22 protein-coding genes, 2 pseudogenes, 1 riboswitch and 1 other annotated feature are annotated in these 24602 nt (G+C 27.6%); of the genes and pseudogenes, 20 read left to right on the forward strand and 4 right to left on the reverse strand.

The features are described from left to right. From GPX08_RS03220 to yidC, 5 genes are all read left to right on the forward strand, one after another. Entirely contained in the window at positions 1-231 is a 231-nt protein-coding gene (locus GPX08_RS03220; protein WP_156625353.1) for a hypothetical protein, read from the forward strand. Positions 232-1137: 906 nt separating this feature from the next. Continuing rightward, complete coding sequence (locus GPX08_RS03225) at positions 1138-1311, forward strand: hypothetical protein (RefSeq protein ID WP_156625354.1); 174 nt, start codon at positions 1138-1140, stop codon at positions 1309-1311. A gap of 110 nt (positions 1312-1421) precedes the next feature. After that, entirely contained in the window at positions 1422-2396 is a 975-nt protein-coding gene (locus GPX08_RS03230) for an alpha/beta fold hydrolase (RefSeq protein ID WP_156625356.1), read from the forward strand. 87 nt (positions 2397-2483) lie between these two features. Continuing rightward, a complete protein-coding gene (locus tag GPX08_RS03235; RefSeq protein WP_156625358.1) occupies positions 2484-2711 on the forward strand; it encodes a hypothetical protein in 228 nt (75 codons plus the stop codon). 45 nt (positions 2712-2756) lie between these two features. Continuing rightward, positions 2757-3395, forward strand: coding sequence for a membrane protein insertase YidC (yidC, locus tag GPX08_RS03240; RefSeq protein ID WP_156625360.1), 639 nt, complete (start codon positions 2757-2759; stop codon positions 3393-3395). Between the two features lie 134 nt (positions 3396-3529). Here yidC and GPX08_RS03245 read toward each other — a convergent pair. After that, positions 3530-4179: pseudogene (locus GPX08_RS03245) on the reverse strand (glycosyltransferase). Between the two features lie 247 nt (positions 4180-4426). Between GPX08_RS03245 and GPX08_RS03250 the strand changes: the two are divergent. The 3 genes from GPX08_RS03250 to GPX08_RS03260 all read left to right on the forward strand — a co-directional run bounded on the left by GPX08_RS03250 (position 4427) and on the right by GPX08_RS03260 (position 7333). After that, positions 4427-4765, forward strand: a complete 339-nt coding sequence (locus tag GPX08_RS03250; RefSeq protein ID WP_156625362.1) for an alkylphosphonate utilization protein — start codon at positions 4427-4429, stop codon at positions 4763-4765. Positions 4766-4816: 51 nt separating this feature from the next. Further along, positions 4817-5067, forward strand: a binding site (T-box leader). A 99-nt stretch (positions 5068-5166) separates the two neighbouring features. Next, positions 5167-6516: a branched-chain amino acid transport system II carrier protein gene (brnQ, locus tag GPX08_RS03255; RefSeq protein ID WP_156625364.1), complete on the forward strand. Its 1350-nt coding sequence runs from the start codon at positions 5167-5169 to the stop codon at positions 6514-6516. A 352-nt stretch (positions 6517-6868) separates the two neighbouring features. Then, the gene (locus tag GPX08_RS03260; protein WP_156625366.1) at positions 6869-7333 is read left to right on the forward strand and encodes a GNAT family N-acetyltransferase; all 465 of its coding nucleotides are present in this window, start codon (positions 6869-6871) and stop codon (positions 7331-7333) included. A gap of 560 nt (positions 7334-7893) precedes the next feature. Here GPX08_RS03260 and GPX08_RS03265 read toward each other — a convergent pair. From GPX08_RS03265 to GPX08_RS03275, 3 genes are all read right to left on the reverse strand, one after another. Then, entirely contained in the window at positions 7894-8472 is a 579-nt protein-coding gene (locus GPX08_RS03265; protein WP_156625368.1) for a hypothetical protein, read from the reverse strand. A 301-nt stretch (positions 8473-8773) separates the two neighbouring features. Further along, positions 8774-9826, reverse strand: coding sequence for a tRNA dihydrouridine(20/20a) synthase DusA (gene dusA, locus GPX08_RS03270; protein ID WP_156625369.1), 1053 nt, complete (start codon positions 9824-9826; stop codon positions 8774-8776). Positions 9827-10000: 174 nt separating this feature from the next. After that, positions 10001-10282, reverse strand: coding sequence for a hypothetical protein (locus GPX08_RS03275; protein WP_156625371.1), 282 nt, complete (start codon positions 10280-10282; stop codon positions 10001-10003). A gap of 257 nt (positions 10283-10539) precedes the next feature. On the opposite strand from GPX08_RS03275, the pseudogene GPX08_RS03280 reads away from it, so the two are divergent. The 12 genes and pseudogenes from GPX08_RS03280 to treP all read left to right on the forward strand — a co-directional run. Then, positions 10540-10656: pseudogene (locus tag GPX08_RS03280) on the forward strand (glycosyltransferase family 2 protein); the annotation flags it as partial. Between the two features lie 271 nt (positions 10657-10927). Beyond that, entirely contained in the window at positions 10928-11626 is a 699-nt protein-coding gene (locus GPX08_RS03285; RefSeq protein ID WP_156625372.1) for a response regulator, read from the forward strand. Beyond that, entirely contained in the window at positions 11616-12983 is a 1368-nt protein-coding gene (locus tag GPX08_RS03290; RefSeq protein ID WP_156625374.1) for a HAMP domain-containing protein, read from the forward strand. Before GPX08_RS03285 ends, GPX08_RS03290 begins: the two co-directional genes overlap by 11 nt. Before the next feature lie 325 nt (positions 12984-13308). Beyond that, the gene (locus GPX08_RS03295) at positions 13309-14679 is read left to right on the forward strand and encodes an MATE family efflux transporter (RefSeq protein ID WP_156625376.1); all 1371 of its coding nucleotides are present in this window, start codon (positions 13309-13311) and stop codon (positions 14677-14679) included. A gap of 33 nt (positions 14680-14712) precedes the next feature. Further along, positions 14713-15459 carry a DUF1275 domain-containing protein gene (locus tag GPX08_RS03300; RefSeq protein ID WP_156625378.1) on the forward strand — a complete coding sequence of 249 codons (747 nt, stop codon included), beginning with the start codon at positions 14713-14715 and terminating at the stop codon, positions 15457-15459. Positions 15460-15512: 53 nt separating this feature from the next. Further along, a riboswitch (purine riboswitch) is annotated at positions 15513-15614 on the forward strand. Between the two features lie 101 nt (positions 15615-15715). Then, the gene (locus GPX08_RS03305) at positions 15716-17071 is read left to right on the forward strand and encodes a purine permease (RefSeq protein ID WP_156625380.1); all 1356 of its coding nucleotides are present in this window, start codon (positions 15716-15718) and stop codon (positions 17069-17071) included. Positions 17072-17288: 217 nt separating this feature from the next. Beyond that, on the forward strand, positions 17289-18176 hold the full coding sequence (locus GPX08_RS03310; RefSeq protein WP_156625382.1) for a hypothetical protein: 888 nt from the start codon (positions 17289-17291) through the stop codon (positions 18174-18176). Further along, the gene (locus tag GPX08_RS03315) at positions 18176-18718 is read left to right on the forward strand and encodes a hypothetical protein (RefSeq protein WP_156625384.1); all 543 of its coding nucleotides are present in this window, start codon (positions 18176-18178) and stop codon (positions 18716-18718) included. Before GPX08_RS03310 ends, GPX08_RS03315 begins: the two co-directional genes overlap by 1 nt. Positions 18719-18782: 64 nt before the next feature. After that, positions 18783-19061, forward strand: coding sequence for a hypothetical protein (locus tag GPX08_RS03320; protein WP_156625386.1), 279 nt, complete (start codon positions 18783-18785; stop codon positions 19059-19061). Between the two features lie 149 nt (positions 19062-19210). Continuing rightward, complete coding sequence (locus GPX08_RS03325) at positions 19211-21085, forward strand: carbohydrate-binding domain-containing protein (protein WP_156625388.1); 1875 nt, start codon at positions 19211-19213, stop codon at positions 21083-21085. 233 nt (positions 21086-21318) lie between these two features. Beyond that, on the forward strand, positions 21319-22947 hold the full coding sequence (locus GPX08_RS03330) for an alpha,alpha-phosphotrehalase (protein ID WP_156625389.1): 1629 nt from the start codon (positions 21319-21321) through the stop codon (positions 22945-22947). Between the two features lie 228 nt (positions 22948-23175). Beyond that, on the forward strand, positions 23176-24597 hold the full coding sequence (gene treP / locus GPX08_RS03335; RefSeq protein ID WP_156625391.1) for a PTS system trehalose-specific EIIBC component: 1422 nt from the start codon (positions 23176-23178) through the stop codon (positions 24595-24597). Positions 24598-24602: the final 5 nt, after the last annotated feature.

Below are 24602 nucleotides of genomic sequence, written 5' to 3' on the forward strand. Positions count from 1 at the left end.
ATGACAATAGTTGAGTTGGAAAAAGAATTAAATAAAATAGGAGTTCCAAAAGAGTTATACTCTTTAATGATAGGAGGCTTTCCTAATGAAAAATTATGTATTGTTAAGGAAGAATCATGGCAAGTTTATTATAGTGAGAGAGGTCATAAATCTGGATTAAAGGTATTTAATACAGAAGAAGATGCTTGTGAGTTTTTTTTAAGAAAAATGAAATGTTACTCAACCATATAATGTTTTATCATTATAAAAAATGTAAATTAATAGGATAGAAGTGGTTGCTTGGAATTGTTTGAATGTATAGAAAAAAATAACAAGTATTATTTAGAAGTAACTGCAAAACTCAAAGTAAAGTAACTGCATAAATGGATTAAACTAAAAAGTATAGTAAACCTAATAATAACAAAATAATTAGATTCATAATTTTAATAATGCAGTGAATAGGGGGCAAAGGGGGAAGAGTGGCAGATAAAATTGAAAAGTAATTTCTAGTTGATGAAACTAAAAATACTTTCTAAAATCTTTACCACCTATCCCCCTTTCAACCTAAAGTATAAGAAAATATCGTTGCAACTGAAATGTCGATACTATAATAGTGTCGATATTTTTTTACATTCAATTACCTTGGTAATAGTAATGTAGATAATAATACCAATATTTTTAATAGTCAAGATAACAAGCATTACACTAAAGCCATAAGCTGAAAGCTAAGAATTGAAGAAGAGATAAGTAATGACTAATAAGAGTAAAGAATTAATAAGAGAGAATTGATTAATAAGAAATAATAAGTGAGTATCAAAGAATAAAGAATAGATAATTAAGTAATAAATAATTGGTAAAGTAATAAGTAATGAAGAAAGATAATAAATAATAAAATCATCTACTGGAACAGAGAGCTGAAAAATGCAATATATCAATTGAGACAGATATGTCAAAAAGCAACGATAGTACATCAGAAAAGAGAGATTTCAGAAAGTGTGAATAAGAGTGGCAGTAAGACTAAAAAGCTGTAAATAAAGGCTAAATCAGCTGAATTTAAGATAGATGATAAATATATATTATAAATCTGAAAATAGAGTTAATGTTTCTGATCAAGGAGCATTAACTCTTTTCAATTTAAGAAAATTGAGAGGAGTAAAGATGATGTGTAAAATAATTGAAGATTTCAAGATAAGTCTAATTGAAGATGGTAAGAGCCCTAAAACAATTGAAAGCAATGAGATTTTAAATATATGTAACTTATCACAAGTGGTTTATGTATATGGTGAAGTTTTTAATAAATATAACTTAGGAATTATTCTGATATTAAATTGAAAACTCAAATAGAGGTAGCTGTTATAATGAGTTGTGATTTGCAAATATCTTGACAGTCAAAATATTTGTGTTTAAAATTAGATAAAAAAAGATAACAAGAGAGGAAACTTATGAAGAAGAAAAATATAATAATTTCAATAATAGTTGGAGTATTGCTAGTGATGTTTGTCGGACTAGCTTATATAGGCAATTATTTCTTTAATTATGCACTAGTAAGACAAGAAGGGATAATTACTGAGGCTAATATAGATCCTAATGCACCTCAATCTGTTGAAACATATGCAGAAGTAGTTAATAAGGAGAAGTCTAAAGAAGATGTTTCAAAGTGGTTAGAAGAAGTTAAAACTGAAGAAACTACAATCTTATCAGAGGATGGATTGAATCTTTGGGGGAAACTTTATTTTCAAGAAGAAAAAACTGATAAGTGGGTTATAATAGCCCATGGTTATACATCAAGTCATGAAGATATACAGCCTATAGCTTTAAACTTTTATAATAAGGGATATAATGTATTAACTCCAGATATGAGGGCTCATGGTAATAGTGAAGGAAAGTATATTGGTATGGGATGGTTAGATAGAATAGATATGTTACGTTGGATAGATTACATAGTATCCTTAGATAGTAATTCGCAAGTTGTTCTTTATGGGGAATCTATGGGAGGAGCTACGGTTATGATGACTTCAGGAGAGGATTTACCTAGTAATGTTAAAGCAATAATAGAAGATTGTGGATATACTTCAGTACAAGAAATGTTTGAAGCTGAATTATATAATAGATTTGGATTACCTCCATTTCCAATTTTAAATGCTGCAGAAATAGTTACTGATATAAGGGCTAAATATAATTTTGAAGAAGCTTCAGCACTAGAGCAAGTAAAAAAATCTACAACTCCTATGTTATTTACTCATGGAGGAAATGATACATATGTACCAACTGAAATGGTATATAGATTATATGAAGCAGCTAACTGTGAAAAAGATATACTAGTTATTGATGGAGCAGATCACGGTGCTGCACCTGATGTAGATCCAGAAACTTATTATGAAAAAGTATTTTCATTCTTAAATAAATATGTTAATTAGCAATAAATATAATACGAAATCCATATATTGACATAGAATAAAATATATCTTATAATAAGTTAAATAATAACTTTTAAGGAGGTATATATGAAATTTGATGCAATATATTTAATGAATTTAATATTTATATTTAGTATTACAACATTTTTGTTTATATACTTTAAAGGTTATTTTTCTAATGGTAAGAAAAGTTTTAATAAAGTTATTTTAAGCTACATAAATAAAGAAATATTTAATTACTTTATAAACTTATCTTTAGATAAATATAATACTTATGAAAAAATAGATATTTGGCGATATTGTACCTTGTTTTAATAATGATGATGTTTATGAAAATTATATAAAATATAGGGAGGATTTATGGACATCATTATTAATATTTTTAAAAATGGAATTGAATTTTTATATGGATTTACTGGAGATATAGGTATTGCTATTGTTTTATTAACTTTAGTTGTTAAGCTTATTTTGCTTCCATTTTCAATTAAGCAAAGAATAGCAATGAAAAAACAATTGGTAGTGAATAAGAAAATAGAAATTATTAAAGACAAGTATAAGAATAATAAAAAGAAGCAAGAAGTTGAATTAAATAAGATATATAGGGAGAACTCTAAAGGGCTTGTAGGATGTTTAATACCATTTCTGCAATTACCAGTAATTTCAGGATTATATATGTCGATTAATAGATTGAAAGTTGAAACTATAACAATGTTAATACCATGGGTAGCTAATATAGGTAGCATAGATAATAAATTTGTAGTTCCATTAATATATACACTAATAACTGTTGCTCCAAGTATTATGTCATACTTAAGGATTTTCGGTAATAATGAAACTCCTGTAACTATTAAATCTATTTTACCAATGATTATATTTGGAATACTTGTTACTGTAAAAGCACCAGTAGGAATAGGAATATATTTTATAACTTCAGGTTTATTTAATTTAATTGAGGATGTAGGATTTAGAATTTACAGCAAAAATAAAGCTTTTGCATAGATATAAAAGGTATTTAAAGGAATCTCCTTTAAATACCTTTTTAATGTTTCAAATTTGTTCTGAGAGTTGTATACAGAAAATGGAGTAAGGAGTAACTATGCAAAAAAGAGCTGGATTTAAACAGCTCTAATTAATTATTTAAACTTGTCAGGAAATTGCTTCATTATTCCTTCAGAGAGAATATCAGCAAAATGAATCATATGTTCTTGCCCTTTATCATATGAATTTATGTCAGATTTCCAATCCTTTTTAAGTCTAGCTGTAACTTGATCAGTTATAAATCCTAAGTGTTTATGTAACATATCTTTTAAAACTTTATTTGAGTAATTAGGATTAGCCGCACTTAAAAAATCTGCTATTTCATCAGCATTTTTATACCAAAGTTTATTATATTTTTCTAATGATTGTGGATCATTATTTTTTGCTGAATCTAGAACTTTTCCAGCTAATTCTATATGTTCTCTTAAAAGCTTAGCTAGTTTATTTCCAGCTTCCTCACCATAGTATGGTTTTATGGAATTTCCAATATCATCTTGATTTTTAAGTAGTCTTTGTAGAACAGGATCTTTATCCTCTAAATCTGCAATAGCACTTACAATGTAACTTCTAGTCCATAAGACATGTTCAATCCATAACTGACGTTCTTTCATTTTAGATCACATTTAGTTTTATTTATAGAATCCTCTCCGAAATATTTATTTTCTATTGCATTAACCTTTAATGGGGAAAAGATTAATGTTGATAAGAATAAAGTTAATAATGAATTTCTTAATAATTTTTTCATTTGAATAATCTCCTTTTTTTTAATTCTTATTATAGTTTCTTCAGTAGGAATTTAAATATACGCATATGATGTGGAGGTTTACCAATTAAGATATTAATTATATAAAGAGTATCTATCTAAGAATAAATTAGTAGAATATTTGTAAATATAGAATGTATATGATAGTATATGAAAGTATAAAAATATATAATGTAATAATTATATATTTTAAAATTTTTAATATTAAACTTATGGAGGAAATGAATTAATGATAAACTTACCAAATTGTCCTAAATGTAATTCGGAATATACTTATGAAGATGGAAGTCTTTTAATTTGTCCTGAATGCGGATATGAATGGACTTTAAATTCTGAGACTGTAGAAGAAGAAGGATTAGTTGTAAAAGATTCTAATGGCAACATATTAAATGATGGAGATTCTGTTACTATAATTAAGGATCTTAAAGTTAAAGGTAGTTCGTCACCATTAAAACAAGGAACAAAGGTTAAAAATATACGTTTAGTAGAAGGTGACCATAATATAGATTGTAAGATAGATGGTTTTGGAGCTATGAAGTTAAAATCCGAGTTTGTTAAAAAGATATAATATTTGACAATTTTATGTTTTGGTTGTAGAATATGAGTAAATAATGGAAATAAAAATTCTAAGAAGAGAAAAAGTAGATTAGTATTTTGTTCAACAGAGAGTTGGTGTTTGCTGGAAGCCGATGTTCAAAAATTAATTGAAAATCATCTCTGAGAAGCAATGCAGAAATTTTAGTAAGCATTGACGGAGTCTTTCACCGTTAAAAGATAAGCATATTGTTAGATATGTAACTAAGTGCTATAAGTTAGTTTTTATACTAGTTATAGAATTAGGGTGGTAACGCGGATATTTCCGTCCCTTGTTTTTAAGGGGCGGTTTTTTTGTGCTTAAAATTATATTAGATATTTAGGGTGAGTTTATTTCTATTTTTTATTAATAAAAATACACTAGGGGGAACTAATATGAAAAACTTATCGAAAAAAGATTTATTATTTATTGGCCTTATGCTATTTTCACTATTTTTTGGAGCAGGAAACTTAATATTTCCGCCTTTTATGGGAGAAGCAGCTGGAGAAAAAACTTGGATAGTATTGCTTGGATTTTTAATTACAGCAGTTGGATTTCCGGTATTAGGTGTTATAGCGGTAGCTAAATCAGGAGGGCTTACTAATTTAGCTAAAAGAGTTAATCCAATGTTTGCAACAATATTTACTATTTTAATATATTTATCTATTGGGCCAGGTTTAGGTATTCCAAGAGCCGGAAGTCTACCATTTGAGATGGCTGTTGCACCATATTTACCTGAAAATTTTTCGCTGAAAATAGCGTTATTTATATATACTCTTATATTCTTTTCTATAGCATACTGGTTATCATTGTCACCTAGTAAGTTAGTAGATCGTATGGGGAAAGTGTTGACTCCGACTTTATTACTTTTAATTTTAGTTATGGTAATTGGATCCTTTATTAAGCCATTAGGAGGATATGGGGTGGCTGTTAATGGATATGAAGTATCATCATTTTTTAAAGGATTTATAGATGGATATTTAACAATGGATACTATAGCAGCTTTAAATTTTGGTATAGTAATAGCATTAGCTATAAAGTCAAGAGGGGTAAGTGATGATAAAACAGTAGTTTCATTATCTATAAAAGCAGGTTTAATTGCGGGTACTTTACTTACTATTATATATGCAATGTTAGCACACTTAGGGGCTACAAGTGGTGCTAGATTTGGATTAACAGAAAATGGTGCTCAAACATTAACTAATATAACTACATACATATTTGGTAAACCTGGAGCTGTATTGTTAGCTTCAATATTTACATTAGCATGCTTAACTACTTCAGTTGGACTTATAACTTCATGTAGCCAATATTTTTCAACATTTACTAATAAAATATCTTATAAAAATTGGGTAAGATTATTAACTGTTTTTAGTATGTTAATTGCTAATATGGGATTAACTAAAATACTTAGTATATCAGTTCCTATATTAAATGCTATTTACCCAATAGCAATAATGCTTATTGTACTTTCAATGCTCAATTTTATATTTAAAAGTAATAAGTATGTATATGGTCTAACAATTTTATTTACTGGAGTAGTAAGTGTAATTGATGCTATGGGGCAAGTAGGTATAGCTAAAGATAGTTTACTAGAACTAATTTCACATTTTCCTCTTTATAATGAAGGATTAGCTTGGATAGTTCCAGCTATATTTGGAATAGTTATAGGATTAATAATTAAACTTTTGAAAGAAAAGGATATTGGGATTAAAAGAAATATTCAAGAAGAAATAAGCAATTAAGAAATATCAACATAATAATATAGAAAAGCTATATATAATAATGGAAAATATTTATATATGGCTTTTTTAGTATTTTCGTAATGTTTTCAAAATTATTAATAATTCATTTATAGCATAATAATACTAATAAGAGGGTACAAATATCAATGAAAAATAATATATATTCTCGTATAATTAATACATACAGATGAAAAATTCTGTATGGGAGGTTGAAATTATGAATAACAGAAATATTAAGATTAGGAAAAGCAATTACAGGGATATAGATGCAATAGCAAATCTAATTTATTTCACTGAAGTAAACCCTGGAGATGTATGAGGGGGAGAATCTAAAGAAGAAACTTTAGATAATTTGAAAACCTTAATAGAAACTAAAGGATCAAGATATAGTACAGACTATATAACTGTTGCCGAATTAGATAATAAAGTACTTGGTGCAATCATACTAATTCCTTATGATGAATTAGATAAATTAAGTATTGAAACTTATTTAAAACAGTTTAATAAGATAGAAGGAATTTCTGGAAAATTATATTATGTAATAAATTCATTAAAGTATATGATATTTAGAGAGTGTAGAAGAGGAAATTTATATATTGCTAATATTGCCACTAGTGAAAGTGCAAGAGGGCATGGAATAGGAAAATTGCTTATGATGCATGCAGAAAAAGTTGCTAAAAGAGAAGAATTTGAAGGAATATCATTACTTGCTAAAAATGAAAAAGTATCAAAATTCTATGAAAAACTGAATTATAATAAGATTTTTGATAGAGTCCTTTTAGGTGAAAGAGTAATAAAAATGGTTAAGGCCTTTTAATATAAAGATAGTCTTCCTAGGTTAGCTAGGAAGATTTTTTTATTATAAATAAATATTACTTATTTTATTATTTGTTTTTATAAAGTGTTAAAATTAAGAGCATTAGCTATGAGCAAAAATTTGTAATTATGTTTACAATAATTATAGATTTTTACTCATAGGTTTATTTTTATAGAAGCAAAACTTTAAGCGAATGTAGTATAATGTGTTAAAAACTAAATTCAATTTTAGAAAGGGTAGTAGTTATAGCATTTATATTTATAATAATACCTACAACTGGTTTTTGTGATTAAATTTATTCATAAGAAAAGCAAGTGGTAAAATAATTTAATACTTAAATGAAAATTTGGAAAATTTACAAAAAATATATTGACATGATTAAAATAAGAATGTATTATAAATATAAGAAATTGATAATTATTATCAATTGATTAATAGGAATGTGTTTAATTTAATCATTTTTCTCATTAATTTTTATTATTTACCCCTATATAAGAATCCTAGAAGAGAGTAGGATTCTTTTTTTATACTTTGAACTCTAGGGAATCAGAAAATAGAAATTATATTGCTTCTGTATTTAATAATAAATTTCTTATAATCTTATAAATTTCTGTCCAGTTATATACTCGTTTAATGTTATTATTTAGTGGCTTTTGATTATAATTTGTATCTAATAGAAGAACAAAGAATCCAGCTTCTGAAAGTTCAATTGCATTATCATAATTATCTTCTATAAACACATCACAGTATAACTCTTTTGCTTTACTGACCTTATGATGGCTTCCTAGTAAAAATAAATTATCATAGTGAATTGAGTTCTTTCTTAAGTACTCATGAGTTAAAAGAGTTAAGTCTTTTTCTCTAGCAGTTACAAAGTAAAGGTTTGAGAATAACTTTAATTTATCTATTATCATTCTTACATCGGCTCTTATTTTTTGATTTGAATGAATTTCATACTTATATTTTTCGTAAAATATTAAGTAACTTTCTTCACTTACTCCTAGTACTTCAGAAATAGAATATTTAGTTACATGTTTTTCAGTAATATTAGTCTTAAAATGTTTATTGCAACAATCTAACCAATAGTATGGATCTGTTATTGTTCCATCGATATCAATACATATATTAAGTTTTTTCATTTATATCCTCCTTAAGTCATGATATATTACTATACTATCATAAAATAGTTAATTTCTTATTAAATGTGAGTTAAAGTTATTATTATTAAATATATAATCTAATAAAGCTTCCAATATTATAAGTATTAGAATTCACTTAAGCAAAAGTAGATTTACTTATATTATTAGAAGCTATCATATTTAGAGCTTTGAGTAATATTTAATTAATAATTTAAATAAAATTAAAAGAGCTTGTTAGTAATTTGTTTTTCGTAATTTGAAATACATTACTTTATGAAGTATTCTCTTTAATTACCGATAGTTAATTGTTAGTCCTTCCCCATAAAATGGTTTCAGGAATTTCTTCTAAAATCGTATTTAATATATCGACTATTGTATCTTTTTTTACATTTGAAGAAGATAAAAGTTGTTTATATTTTTTGCTGCCTTTTACTCCTTGAAATAAGCTATGTAAAGGTGAAACTAATGCATGAACACTACTTCCTTTTTCAAGTTCTTCAATTATGTAAGGTATATATGATTTTATAGCTTCTCCTCTAGAAATAGGTTTTTTACCTTCAGAGTAATCATAAAGTTTAAAAAAGTTTGCTAAAAGATAGCAGTCCTCATAAGCAGATCTTCCAATCATTACTCCATCAACTTTAGTTAATGCTGACTTTATATCTTCAATAGTTTTAAAGCCACCATTAATTTCTATGTTTAAATAAGCAAACTCATTTTTAAGTTTATAAACCATATTATAGTCTAAAGGTGGGATTTCTCTATTATCCTTAGGACTTAATCCCTTAAGAATTGCAGAACGAGCATGAATTGTATATCTGTCTGGCTTAGCCTTTGATACAGTATCTAAAAATTCTAAAAGGTCATTATAGCCTTCCAGAATAATTTTATTACTTGTATCTTCTAAGATACCTGTCCCATCAATTCCAATCCTATGTTTTATAGTAACTGGTTTATTTGTTGCTTCCTTCATTGCTGATAATATTTCATAAACTAAATTTTTAGAAGACATTAATGCTGCCCCCATTAAATTACCTGAAACCCTATCAGATGGACAGCCACAGTTTAAATTTATTTCACTATAATTAAATTCTTCAGCTAATTTTACAGCTTTATATGCATCTTCTGGATTTGAAGCAGCAATCTGAAGAGCAACAGGGCCTTCTTCCTCCCTGAAGTATAGGATTTTATTCCTATCTCCTTTTATTATAGACTGAGCAGTTACCATTTCTGTATATAAAAGAGCTTCTTTAGTTAGAATTCTTGCAAAATATCTAAAATGCCTATGAGTTTTATCAACCATAGGTGCAATACTAACTTTAGGAGTCACAATATTTGATATATATTTTTCCATTAGATTTCCTTTCTATGTATACTTAAGTATTTAAATATCACTTTATTATATAATAAGAAACTAATATATAATAGGTAAATTTTTTGTGAAATATAATTTAATAAAAAAGGATTGTCCAAAAGACAACCCAGTTAAAATTATTTGTTTTTTTATTGTTAAGCAGTACTTATAAAATTACTTCTTTTTATAAGTACTTAGCATTAATAGTGAAATTAATATAGCAAGTAGGAATCCTCTAGCTATATTAAAGCCAACAATACCAAGACCTAAGAAGTCAATTAAAACATAGCCTATTATGTAAATTGTACAACAAAGTACAACCCATATAACTTTTCCTTTTGTCTCCTTAGGGGCTTTAACATTAAGTTTGTTTTTAGTAATTAAATATCTTATTATTCCGTTAAATATTAAACTAAAAATTATAAATGATGCTATAAGAATAAGCGTATTTTTCAAATCAATTACTCCTTTCAGTGTTATAAAAATATTATAACATTTTTTAATTATCAAGTTGTAACTTTATTATGAATATAAATATTATCTGTATTATTCAAGGAGTTAATCTGCTTTTTTTATTTTATAAGGTGTTAGTAGATACTTCATAAATTCTTCATAATTTCTTTAATACTTCTTTCGAATTTAAAAGCTAAATATTTAATTTTAAAATATAGAATTAGATTATAGATAAATAATTATATAATGAGGTTAACAAAATGAAGACTTTAATTATTGTTTCAGCCTATAACGAAGAAAAGAGTATTTATAATGTTGTTTCTTTAATTAAATTTAATATACCATGGGCAGATATTTTAGTTATAAATGATGGTTCAATTAGCTGTAATATGGAGTAGTGAATTCTTTTTTGGGGACCTATAATTGCAGCCTGTTTAGCAATAATACTATTAATATTGATATTAGAAAAAGAGTACAAATTGAAGGAGATGACTAAATATGCTAGTATGGTTTTAATAGTGTTTTGTATAATTATGTCACTTTAGTGTCATTGCTTTCTATTTTTCTGGGTATTCAATTTATAATTTAATAAATGAAAATAAAGTGAAGAGAAATAAAGCTTTTTAATTAAAGAAAGGTTGTTTTGTGATGGAAGATAAAAAGACTATTTTAGTAGTTGATGATGAAAAGGATATAAGAGAAATAATAGAAATTTATTTAATAAATGAAGGATTTAATATAGTTTTAGCTTGCGATGGTATAGAAGCTTTAGAAAAATTAAAGACAGAAGATATAGATTTAATAATACTAGACATAATGATGCCAAAGCTTGATGGTATTAGAACTTGTATTAAAATAAGAGAAGAAAAAAAGATGCCAATTATAATGCTATCAGCAAAAAGTGAAGATGCTGATAAAATATTAGGATTAAATATAGGGGCAGATGATTATATAATAAAGCCTTTTAACCCATTAGAATTAGTGGCAAGGGTAAAATCGCAATTAAGAAGGATTACTAGTTTTAGTGAGTCAAAAGATATAAGCAGTGAAGAAATTTATATTGATGGATTAAGAATTAATAAAGCAAATAGAGAAGTTTATGTAGATGATAAATATGTAAGATTGACTCCTAGGGAATTTGATATTTTAGAAATGTTAGCTACAAATAGGGGGAGGGTATTAAGTACAGAACAAATATATCAAAAAGTATGGAATGAACCTTTTTATAATTCAGATAATACAGTAGCTGTACATATTAGAAATATAAGAGAAAAAATAGAGATTAACCCTAAGGAGCCAAGGTTTATAAAACTTGTATGGGGAGTTGGATATAAAATTGAAAAGTGATAGGATAAAAAATATATTTAAAGGAAGTTTAAAAAGAGAATTTCTATTATTAAGTATAGTTAGTTTCCTTATAATTGCTATGGGGATAGCATATAGTGCTAATTTAGCAAAAAATAATAATACTGGAATCATTATTAATACCCTTAATAAATCCTATGTCGAAATAGAGAGATTTGTCAATAGAAATGATAGTAGTAATGAGGAGTACTTAAAAAAAGTATGTGATTTAAATAATATAAATGCAGCTATCATAGATGACTATGGAAATATATATATGAAATCTAAGGAGGTATATCAAGATAGAATTGATATTAATTTACTAAAAGATATATTTAGCAATAGAGTTGATGATAGAAATTTATATCAAAAATATGATATAAGATTAGATAATGAGGAATACGATTTGTTATTATGGAAAGAGCAAGGTAGTGGTGATGTAATAATAAAAATGATATTATCTATTTCTCTTAGCTTTATAGCAGCTATAGTAATTATATATATTTATTCATTTAGAAAGGCTAAATATATAGGAAGCTTAAGTAAAGGAATAAATGAATTTTCATCTGGTAACTTAGATTATAGAATCATTGAAAAAGGAAATGATGAATTAGGATTCTTAGCAAAGGGAATGAACTCTATGGCTAGAAACTTAAAGGAGAGTATAGAGTCAGAGCGTAATCAAGAAAAATTAAAATCAGAATTGATTACCAATGTTTCTCATGATTTAAGAACTCCATTAACATCTATAATTGGATATTTACAACTTATAGATAATGAGAATACTTTAGAGGAAGATAAAAAAAGATATACTAAAACTGCATTAAATAAATCTTATAAGTTAAAAGAACTTATAGGAGATTTGTTTGAATATTCTAAGCTTCAGTCAAATTCAGTTTCTATGAATAAGTGCAATGTAAATATAATAGAAATAATAGAACAAAGTATAGGGGAATTATATATTGAAGCTGCAAAAAAACATATAACTTTTGATAAAAAATATGAATATACTAATATAAGCTTCTATATAGATTCAATGAAGATAGGCAGAGTATTTGAAAATATTCTATCAAACTCTGTGAAATATGGATTAGAAGATAGTAGCGTTTTAATAGATATCCTTGAAGAAAAAGATGAGGTACTAATAAGTTTTGAAAATGAAATAGAGCAAGAATCTTTAGAGGATATAGATAAAATATTTAATAGATTTTATAGAAGTAATGAATCTAGAAATTCTGAGGTATCTGGATCTGGTCTTGGCCTTGCAATAGCTAAAAGTATAGTAGATCTTCATAATGGAGATATTTATGCTGAATGCTCTGATAGATTGTTTAAAATTTATGTTAAACTACCTAAATAGTTGGATTATAATTATATGAAATTTTTGTGTAAGAATTAATTATATACAAAAAAGCATTTAACTTTAGAGTTGAATGTCTTTTTTATTTCTAATAGTTAGAAAAGTCATAGTTAATATATAGAGTCAATATATCTATACTAGATATATAAATTATATAAAAATCTAGTATAGACTATTAGATTAAAAAGTATTATTCTTATTTATTGGGAGTTAAAATAATATAAGATAATTTATATATGTTCACTATTTTATATAAATTATGTTATTATTTAGTAACGAAATAGTTGATTTTTATTAATACATATAGGTGACATAGGAGGTTTACATGCAGACTACATATTTAAAGAGCATTTTTGAAGATAAGAAGTTTTTAAAAAAGACAATAGCTATTGGAATTCCTATTGCAGTACAAGCACTATTAAATACAACATTAAATTTGGTTGATACTATGATGATAGGTACTTTAGGGGAAAGCACTATAGCTGCCGTTGGGCTTGCTAATAAGGTGTTTTTTGTATTTACATTATTACTTTTTGGAATTGTAAGTGGATCATCTATTTTAACAGCGCAATATTGGGGAAAGAGGGATGTTAAAAATATAAGAAGAGTTCTTGGAATATCATTAATTATAGGACTTTCAGGAGCATTTATTTTTATGCTTGCCGGCTTATTTATTCCAAAGACTGTTATGAGTATATTTACACCTAGTGAAGGTACTATTTCAATAGGTGCATCTTATTTAGCAATTGTTGCTATAAGCTATCCATTAACAGCAATTACAAACTGTTATATTTCCCTTCTAAGAGCTACTAATCAAGTGAAGGCACCTGTTTTTATTAGTGTAGTTTCTATTTTAGTTAATGTGGTATTAAACTATACACTTATTTATGGTAACTTTGGAGCTCCAAGGCTTGGAGTTCAAGGTGCAGCTATTGCTACAGTAATTGCAAGATTAGTTGAGTGTCTTTCTATTTTAGCAGTTGTATATATTAGTAAAGGTCCTGCTGCAGCTAAGATTAAAGAGTTAGTTACTTTTGACAAAGAATTTATAAAAAAATACTTTATAACAGTATCTCCTGTAATAGCTAATGAGTTTATGTGGGGACTTGGAGTAACTATGTATTCTTTAGTTTATGGAAGAATGGGAGATGAGGCTGTAGCAGCTATTACAATAACTCAAAATGTTGAGCAGATTTGTATTGTTATATTCCAAGGGTTAAGTTCGGCAACAGCTGTTATATTAGGAAATGAGCTTGGGGCTAATAAAATTAAAGATGCAGAAAGGCATTCAAAAAGCTTTTTTGTACTTCAATTTATGTTAACCATTGTAATGGGATTAATATGTTTATTAATAAGAACTCCATTAATTAACTTATTCTCAGTTCCAGACAATATAGCAATTGATATTACTAGATGTTTAACGGTATTTGTTTGTTATCTTCCTTTTAGAATGTTTAATCTAATTAATATAGTAGGAGTTTTAAGAAGTGGAGGAGATACAAAAGCATCCCTTTTACTAGATATAACAGGAGTATGGTGTGTTGGAATACCATTTGCATTTTTAGGTGGAATAGTACTTGGACTGCCAATATATTATGTTTATGCTATGATAACAATTGAAGAAGTATATAAATTTATTTTAGGAGTAAGAAGATATAAGCAAAAGAAATGGCTAAAAAATATAATTGAGGCTTAAATAGAAGCACATTTAGAGTAAGGGGGCCTTTAAATGAATGAAACTGTTACGAAGGAAGAAGTGGCATATAGGCAAGGGTTAATTAAATCCTTTAGGAATAAGGTGCCAAGTCATAAGATAACTTCAGAATCTTTAAGACTTGGAATGATTCTTGCAATAATTGGAGGATTCTTAGATGCATACACATTTATAAGTAGAGGTGGAGTATTTGCTAATGCTGAAACTGGTAATATGGTTCTATTAGCATTAGGAATTACTAATGGAAATTATAAAAATGCATTAATGGCAGCTATTCAAATATTATTTTTTATAATAGGGGTTTTAGTTACTGAAGGAATTAGGGACTTTTCTATGAAAAAATATAAGGGATATGAAAAAGCAGAAAAATTAATATTAATTATTGAAGCTACTGTTTTATTTATAATTGGATTTATTCCAGAATCTGTCCCAGATATTTTTGTGACAAGTACTATAGCATTTGTGTCTTCAGTTCAAATTTCCTCTTTTAGAAGATTAGTAGATTCACCTTATAGTACTACTATGTGTACTGGAAATTTAAGAACTGCATCACAATCAGCATATTTAGCTATAGTAAAAAAAGATACAGAAGCATCTACTAGGGCAATAAGATATTCACTTATAATTTTAGCCTTTCTAATTGGAGCAGCAATTGGTGGGGGATTAACATTTTTTATAGGTGTAAAATCAGTATGGTTATGCTCTTTATTATTGGTATTATCTAAAATAATTTATACTATTGATGAGAATAGATTTAAATAGTACAATTATATTTTATGCAAATAAAATTTATTGAAATAATTTTAATGTTCGTGTATAATACATTTAAAACGGCTCGTATATCATCGATAATATGGATCGAAAGTTTCTACCTGCTAACCGTAAATTTGCAGACTACGAGGGATTTGACTTAATTGTGTAACAGATTTATGGAATTTTAATTACTGTTTCTTTTTTTGATTAAGACAAGCACCTCGATGGCGGGGTGTTTTTTATTTTACATAAATGGAGGAAAAAGATGAGTAATTTAAAATCAAATGATGGAATTAGACTTACTTATGGTGTAGATGACAATCCATCTTTATCTGAGAAAATTTTATTTGGAATTCAGCATATATTTGCTGCTTTTGGGGGGATTATAGTAGTACCTCTAGTTTTATCTAGTGCTTTAGGTTTTGATGCTAAGACAAGTACTGCTTTAATAAGTGCTTCAATTTTAGCAGCTGGACTTGCAACGATAATTCAAGCTAGGGGAATTGGTAAAATAGGTTCAAAAGTTGCATGTATAATGGGGACAGACTTTACATTTGTGTCACCTTCTATTACAGTTGGTTCTACTTTAGGATTACCTGGAATAATCGGTGCAACTATATTAGGAGCAATTTTTGAAGTAGTTTTAAGCTTTTTTATAAAACCATTAATGAAGTTATTTCCACCATTAGTTACTGGAACAGTTGTATGTTTAATAGGATTAACTTTACTTCCAGTTTCAATAGATTGGGCAGCAGGTGGTGCAGGTTCAGCAGATTATGGTAGTATTAAGAATATTTCTATTGCAATGTTAGTTTTAATTGGAACTTTATTATTAAATAGATATGGTAAAGGAATGCTTAGTAGTGCTTCAATCCTAATTGGAATGGTAGTAGGATATATTGCCTGCATTCCATTAGGATTAGTAGATTTTTCATCAGTAAGAGAAGCTAGCTGGATATCATTCCCTAAGATATTTGAATATGGAGTTACTTTTGATTTAAAGGCACTTTTAGCATTTATTCCAGCTTATTTTGTTACAGCTATTGAAACTGTTGGATGCTTAAAAGCTGTTGGAGAAGTTTCAGAGGTAGAAATGGATGAAAAACGTATTGGAGCAGGAGTTTTAGCTGATGGTGTAGGCTCTATGCTAGGAGGAGTTGTTGGTACATTACCAAATACTACTTTTAGCCAAAATGTTGGATTAATTCCATTAACTAAGGTTGCTAGTAAGCATGTTGCTGTAATGGCTGGTATTATATTAGTTTTATTAGGATTTTTACCTAAACTTGCTGCTATAGTAAATATTATTCCTCAACCAGTATTAGGTGGAGTTGGAATAGTTATGTTTGGTACAGTTGCAGCAGCAGGAATTAAAACATTAAGTAAGGTTAAAATAAATGAACGTAATTTATTAATTATTGCAACAGCAATTGGGTTAGGTCTTGGAGTAACTTTCAGACCTGAATTTATTTCACAATTACCTGAAGGATTAAAAATGATATTTACATCAGGTATATCAACAGGTACTATTACTGCACTAATATTAAATCTTGTACTTAAAGAAGAGAAAGAAGAGAACAATGATATAGTACAAGAAGATAAAATAGAAGAAATAGCTTAATGGACTGTAACAGACATTAAAATGAAGAATTAATTGTAGAGAATGAATAATTGATTAAGTAATTTGTTCCAAATTACAAAAATAAGTTTATTTTAGGCTGTATCAAAATATTTTGATACAGCCTATTTTTTTAGTATGTAACAATTAAGAGAATTCCTTATGGAAATAACTTTTCAGATACTCTATAATTTAATTATCAATGCTTTGGGGGTATATAATGAAGAATGTAAAAAAGTCTTTAATAATATCAATTTCATTAATTATAGTTTCACTTATTATTTCAATAGGAATAAAACTTTCACTAAAGATAGATAAGCCAGTATTTTTAAAAAATTATATAGATGTAGATTATTATGAGTATGAAGATATGTACTCATTTTCGGGATATAATTTAGAATTAAAATATATAACTAATAAAGGCGATAAAAGACAAGTAACATCAGTAATATTTGATGAGGCTTCTTATTTAGACTTATTTGTAAGTGAAAATGATGGTGGTGGCTTTATGACTTTTTATAATGGGGTTAATAGCAATGTTGAATCTTATGGACCATATGATATTCATACAGTTTTTATTAATTTAAATATGCCAAAGAGAAATAAGGAATTAGAAAAGGTTATTAATTTAGATAAAGCAACGATATTCTTTAATGATGGTGAAAGTATGAATGTAGACTTAGGTAAAATAATTCTCACTAAATCTAATGAAAATGAAAATCCATTAGATTTTGTTGGGATGAATGGTTCAAGTGATGGAAGAGCACAAAGTATATTTTATGTAACAGATGATATTTTAGTATCAAAGGTATATTCTCCGATATTTGAATATACTAGGGATATATTTAATTTCAATATTGATAAATTAGGTTATTTAGAAGAGAAAGAGCTTATCTATAATAAATTAGAGCATTTATATTTTACATCTCAGTTTTACAATATAGAAGATCCTTCTAAGAAATTAAACACCTATGAAATTAAACCGACTATATATTTTAAAGATAAAAATGGCAAAGATTATACAAAAAAAGTGAATAATATAGATTATAAGCCTTATTTTAATTTTAAAGATATTTTTAGATATTTAAAGAGTCAAGGAGAATTGTAATGAGTAGTGGATATAACAAAATATTTTGGGGAATATTATTTACTTTATTTAATATTAATCTATTCGGAATTAAGATATTACCAACATTTGTTGCTTTATTAATAATAGCATCAGGTATCAAATTATTAATAGAAGAAAGTAATGAAGAGAATTTTAAGAAAGCACTGATTTTTAACAATATTAGAGTTGTAATTACAATTTTGTTATTTGTCTTGGATTTTACTCCGCTAAATGAAGTTATAAATAGCAAAAATATTATTAGTCAAATAATTATTAATATTAATTTTGTACTTGATTTAATTACTATGACATTGCTATTAAAAGGGAGTTCTGAAGTCTTTAATAAAGATAAAGAAATATCTTTATACTGTAATAAGAGGACAAGCTTTTATATATGTATTTTTTCAGCCTTAATTATTATTTATAATCTAACATATATATTTTTAAATCAAGGAATTGAAACAATTATTGCAATTGGAATGTTGATAATTTGGCTATGGATAGCATTTGTATTTAAAAGGCTTCATAATGAATCTTTATAGTTTAAAATAATAAAAATCTTAGAATTGCAAATAATACTTCTATAAAGTATAAGGAGGTGTTATTTTGAAAAAGGATATATTAGACAAATTAGAACTTAAAAACTTTGAAAATTTGTCAGAAGAAAAATTTAATGATAATACTGTATTAGGAATGAATAAAGACTTAGAGAAGCTTAGAATAAATGATGATGTTAGCAATGAAGATATAATAAGTGATGAATACTCATCTGTTATTAATAATTCATATGTAGAATTAAATGAAGTTATAAATGAAAAAGATAATAGTATCATTAAGGATAAGAATAAGGTTTATGTACATCCTATAATTCCTAATAAACAATGATGAAGTGCTTTTAAAATTGAATGTATATATATAATAAATAGTAAGGTGAATAGGGTGTTTTAGACATTTCTATTAACCTTTTTTTCTTTAAGATTAATTTAAGGTAAGAATGCTATTATTTACTCAAAGAAAATCTAGGAGGATTTATTATGAGTAAAAGAATTATAGCAATTTTATCTATAGCATCAATACTTGTATTTGGTGTAGGATGTAGTAAAAATGTGAGTGGAAATTCTGCAATAAGTGGAGAAACTATAGAAGTAGATACAAATATTACTTTAGGAGATACTATATCAATTGATGGAAATGGAGCTACTGTGGATGGAAGCAAGGTAGTTATAAACTCAGCTGGAACCTATGGGTTTACTGGAACTTTAAAAGATGGTCAAATAGTAGTTAATGCTGGTAAAGAGGATAATGTAAGAATTGTTTTAAATGGTGTTGATATAACTTCATCTAATAGTGCGCCAATTTATAGTATTAGCTCAAAAAACACTTATTTAGTACTTCAAGAGGGAAGTGAAAATATAGTAACTGATGGAGCAAATTACGTTTATGAAGATGAAAGCACTGATGAGCCTAATGCTACTATATTTAGTAAGGATGACTTATTTATAAGTGGAACAGGAAAATTAACTGTTAATTCTAACTTTAATAATGCTATAACTAGCAAGGATGATTTAAAAATATCAGAAGCAGATATTAATATTACTTCAATAGCAGATGGCCTTAGAGGAAAAGATTCAGTTACAATTTCTAGTGGCAATATTAATATTAATGCATCAGGAGATGGGATAAAATCTAATAATGCTGAAGATACAGAAAAAGGATATGTATTAATTGAAGGTGGAACTATAAATATAACTTCATTAGAAGATGGAATTCAAGCTGAAACTAATGCTACTGTAACAGGAGGAGATTTAACTATAAATTCTGGTGGAGGTAGTGAAAATAGTAGTAAGGAAAGTGAAACTTGGGGAGACTTTGGAAGACCAATGGACAATAAGAATAATTCTAGTACTACTACTGAAGAAGATACTCCAAGTGCAAAAGGAATAAAAGGAAGTGCACTAGTTAAAATAGATGGAGGAAATATAAACATAGACTCTGCAGATGATTCAATACACTCAAATAGTAATGTTGAAATAAATGGAGGAGTAATAAATATAACTTCAGGAGATGACGGTATTCATGGAGACTCAACAGTAGATATCAATTCAGGTGAAATTAATATTACTAAGTCTTATGAAGGAATTGAAGCTGAAATAATAAATATTAATGATGGAAATATAAAAGTGATGGCTAGTGATGATGGAATAAATTCTGCAGGAGGTAATGATGGTTCTTCCATTAATGGTAGACCAGGACAAAATAACTTTGCTTCATCAGGAAATGCATCAATAAATATAAATGGAGGAAGGGTAATTGTTGATGCAAGTGGAGATGGACTAGATGCAAATGGCTCAATTTATATGAAGGATGGAGTAGTTATAGTAAATGGCCCTGAAAATAATGGAAATGGAGCATTAGATTATGATGGTAAATTTGAGGTAAGTGGTGGATTATTAATTGCAACAGGATCATCAGGAATGGCTCAATCACCAAGTGAATCCTCAACTCAAAACTCAATTAATATATTTAAGAACTTTGAAGCAAATAGTATTATTCATATTGAGGATGAAAATGGAAGTGAAGTAATAACTTTCGTACCAAGTAAATCCATAGGATCCTTAGTTGTATCTTCATCTAATATAAAAACAGGATCTAGTTATAAAATTTATACAGGTGGGGAATCAACTGGGACATTAGAAGATGGACTATATACTGAAGGAAACTATTCTGGTGGAACAGAAGGAGATAGCTTTACTGTTTCAAGTATATTAACTAATGTTGGTCAAAGTACTGGTGTATTTGGTAATCCAGGGGGAGGAAGAATGCCAGGACAAGGAGGAATGCGTGGAGAAGAAGGAATGCAGGATATGCCTCCAGCAGGTATGGAAGGAGAAGTTCCTGAAAGACCTTAAATAAAATACTAGTAGTAATTAGTAATAATCATATCCTTAATCACTAAATATTTACTAATCCTATTAATTATATTATGGGCTGCCTTTTAGGCAGCTCAATTAATTCTTAATTATACATTTTTAATTTTCAAATGTGTGGAAGACTCATATTACTTTAATGTTGACAATGATTATGTAAAGGTTTATTATGTAATTGATTAACATATACGTACAAGTATAAAGGAGTGTAGTTTATGGAAAGAAAATGGTGGCATAGTTCAGTAGTATATCAAATTTATCCAAGAAGCTTTAAAGATAGCAATGGTGATGGAATAGGTGATATTCAAGGTATAATTGAAAAGCTTGATTACCTAAAAGAACTTGGAATAGATGTTATTTGGTTAAGTCCTGTTTATAAATCTCCAAATGATGATAATGGTTATGATATTAGCGATTATTATGATATTATGGATGAGTTTGGAACTATGGAGGATATGGATATACTCCTAAAAGAAAGCAATAAAAGAGGAATAAAAATTCTTATGGACTTAGTTGTAAATCATACTTCAGATGAACATAAGTGGTTTATAGAAGCTAAAAAGTCTAAGGATAATGAATATAGAGATTATTATATATGGAGAAAACCTGTTGATGGAAAGGAACCTAATGAATTAATATCTACTTTCAGTGGTAGTGCATGGGAGTACGATGAAGCTTCAGGAGAATATTATTTACATTTATTTAGTAAGAAGCAACCTGACCTTAACTGGGAAAATGAAAAGGTAAGAGAAGAAGTTTGGAAGATGATGAACTTCTGGATAGATAAAGGAATCGGCGGTTTCAGAATGGATGTTATCGACTTAGTTGGTAAGGTTCCAGATGAAATGATTAAAGAAAATGGACCAATGCTTCATGAATATCTTCAAGAAATGAATAAAAACTCTTTTGGAAAACATGATTTACTAACAGTTGGTGAAACTTGGGGAGCAACTCCAGAAGTGGCTAAGCTTTATTCAAATCCTAGTAGAAATGAATTAAGTATGGTTTTCCAATTTGAACATATTAGCTTAGATAAGATTCCAGGAAAAAATAAGTGGGATTTAAAACCTCTAGATCTTAGGGATTTAAAGAGAGTATTTTCCAAGTGGCAAACAGAACTTGAAGGAGAAGGGTGGAATAGTTTATTCTGGAATAACCATGACCTTCCAAGAATAGTTTCAAGATGGGGAAATGATAAGGAATATAGAGTTGAAAGTGCAAAAATGCTTGCTACTTTATTGCATGGATTAAAAGGTACCCCATATATTTACCAAGGTGAAGAAATTGGTATGACAAATATCAAATTTGAAACAATAGAAGAATATAATGATATTGAAATAAGAAATATGTATAAAGATAGAATATCTAGAGGCTTTAAGCATGAGGAGATAATGGAGTCTATATATGCTAAGGGAAGAGATAATGCAAGAACTCCAATGCAATGGTCAGAAGAGGCTAATGCTGGATTTACTACTGGCAGACCATGGCTTACTATTAATGAAAATTATAAAGAAATTAATGTAGACAAAGCTTTAAGTGATAAGAACTCTATTTTTTATCATTATAAAAAGCTTATAGAATTAAGAAAAGACAATGAGGTTATAATTTATGGTGACTATACTCTTCTAGATCCAGAAGATAAGAATATCTACGCTTATACTAGAGAATTAAATGGTGATAAGATATTAGTTGTATGTAATTTCTATGGTGAAAATATAGAATTTAATTATAGAGAAGAATTTGATAATGAACCAATTATTCTTATAAGTAATTATGGAGATTCTAGCATAGATATTAAGAGTTTAAAATTAAGGCCATATGAAGCTATAATGTTTAGAATATAAGTATAATATGGATATTGATTGAAATAAATATAGTAACTTAATTCAAAATATAAAAAGAAGTATATTAAAAAGGTCATTCGAAGGCTAAAAATAATATACTTCTTATTTTTTTATAAAAATTTTAAAAAAAATTATGAAAACGTTTGACAAACATGTACGTATATGATAAATTTAATACATAAGATGTAAGTACAAGTTGTAACAAATATTATGGAGGGGAAATAAAAAATGGGAAAATTTAATAAAGATGTGAAGTTACTAATAGATTATTTAGGGGGAGTAGAAAATATTTCAGCAGTTACTCATTGTGTTACAAGAATGAGATTTGTTTTAAAAGATCCAAAACATACTGATGTAAAAAGCATAGAAAGCTTGCCATCTGTAAAAGGAACATTTACACAAGCTGGACAATTTCAAGTTATTATAGGACCTCAAGTATCAACTTTTTATAATGAGTTCATTGCAGAAAGTGGACTTACAGGAGAAAGTAAAGACTCTGTAAAAGAAGCTGCAAAACAAAACATGACTGTTTTACAAAGAATAGTAGCAAATTTAGCAGAAATATTCTCACCACTAATACCAGCAATTATTGTTGGAGGTTTATTACTAGGATTTAGAAATATTATTGGTGATATGAAGCTTTTTGAAGATGGAACTAAAGCTTTAGTAGAAATTTCAGTATTCTGGAATGGAGTTAATAGTTTCTTATGGTTAATATGTGAAGCTGTATTCCACTTCTTACCTGTAGGTGTTGTTTGGTCAGTAGCTAAGAAAATGGGAGCTAACCAAATGGTGGGTATAGTAATCGGTATTACTCTTGTTTCACCACAATTATTAAATGCATATGCAGTTACAGGTGCAGAAAGTATTCCTTATTGGGATTTTGGATTTGCACAAGTTGAAATGATAGGATACCAAGCTCAAATTATACCAGCTATTTTAGTAGGATTTACATATGTATATTTAGAGAAATTTGCAAAGAAATTTTCACCTGATGCTATTCAAATGATTGTTGTACCATTCTTTTCATTGGTGCCAACTGTACTTTTAGCGCATACAGTACTTGGACCTATTGGTTGGACAATTGGAGATTTTATTTCAACTGTAGTTCAAGCAGGATTTGAGTCATCCTTTGGATGGTTATTTGCTGGAGTTTATGGATTTGCATATCCAATATTAGTTATTACAGGATTACACCACACTTTATTACCAATAGATTTACAATTAATAGCAACAACTGGAGGTACATATATGTGGCCTATAACAGCTATTGCTAATATAGCTCAAGGATCAGCTGTTTTAGGATATATTTTCTTAATGAGAAAGAATGCAGAAGAAAAGCAAATCGCTGTACCAGCATGTATTTCAGCTTATTTAGGTGTTACTGAACCTGCAATTTTTGGAGTTAACTTAAAGAACTTCTATCCATTCTTAGCAGCATTAATTGGTTCAGGTATAGCAGGTATAGCTTCAATGTTATTTGTAGCAACAGCTAACTCAGTAGGTGTTGGAGGATTACCAGCAATCCTTTCAATGCAAGGAAGCAGCATGTTACCATACCTTTTATGTATGGCAATTGCAGTAGTAGTTCCATTTATACTAACAGTAATATTTTCAAAGACTAAATTAAATAAAATCGCAGCAAAGTAATAAAA

It is taken from the genome of Clostridium tertium, assembly GCF_902652255.1.
Classification (GTDB): domain Bacteria; phylum Bacillota; class Clostridia; order Clostridiales; family Clostridiaceae; genus Clostridium; species Clostridium tertium_A.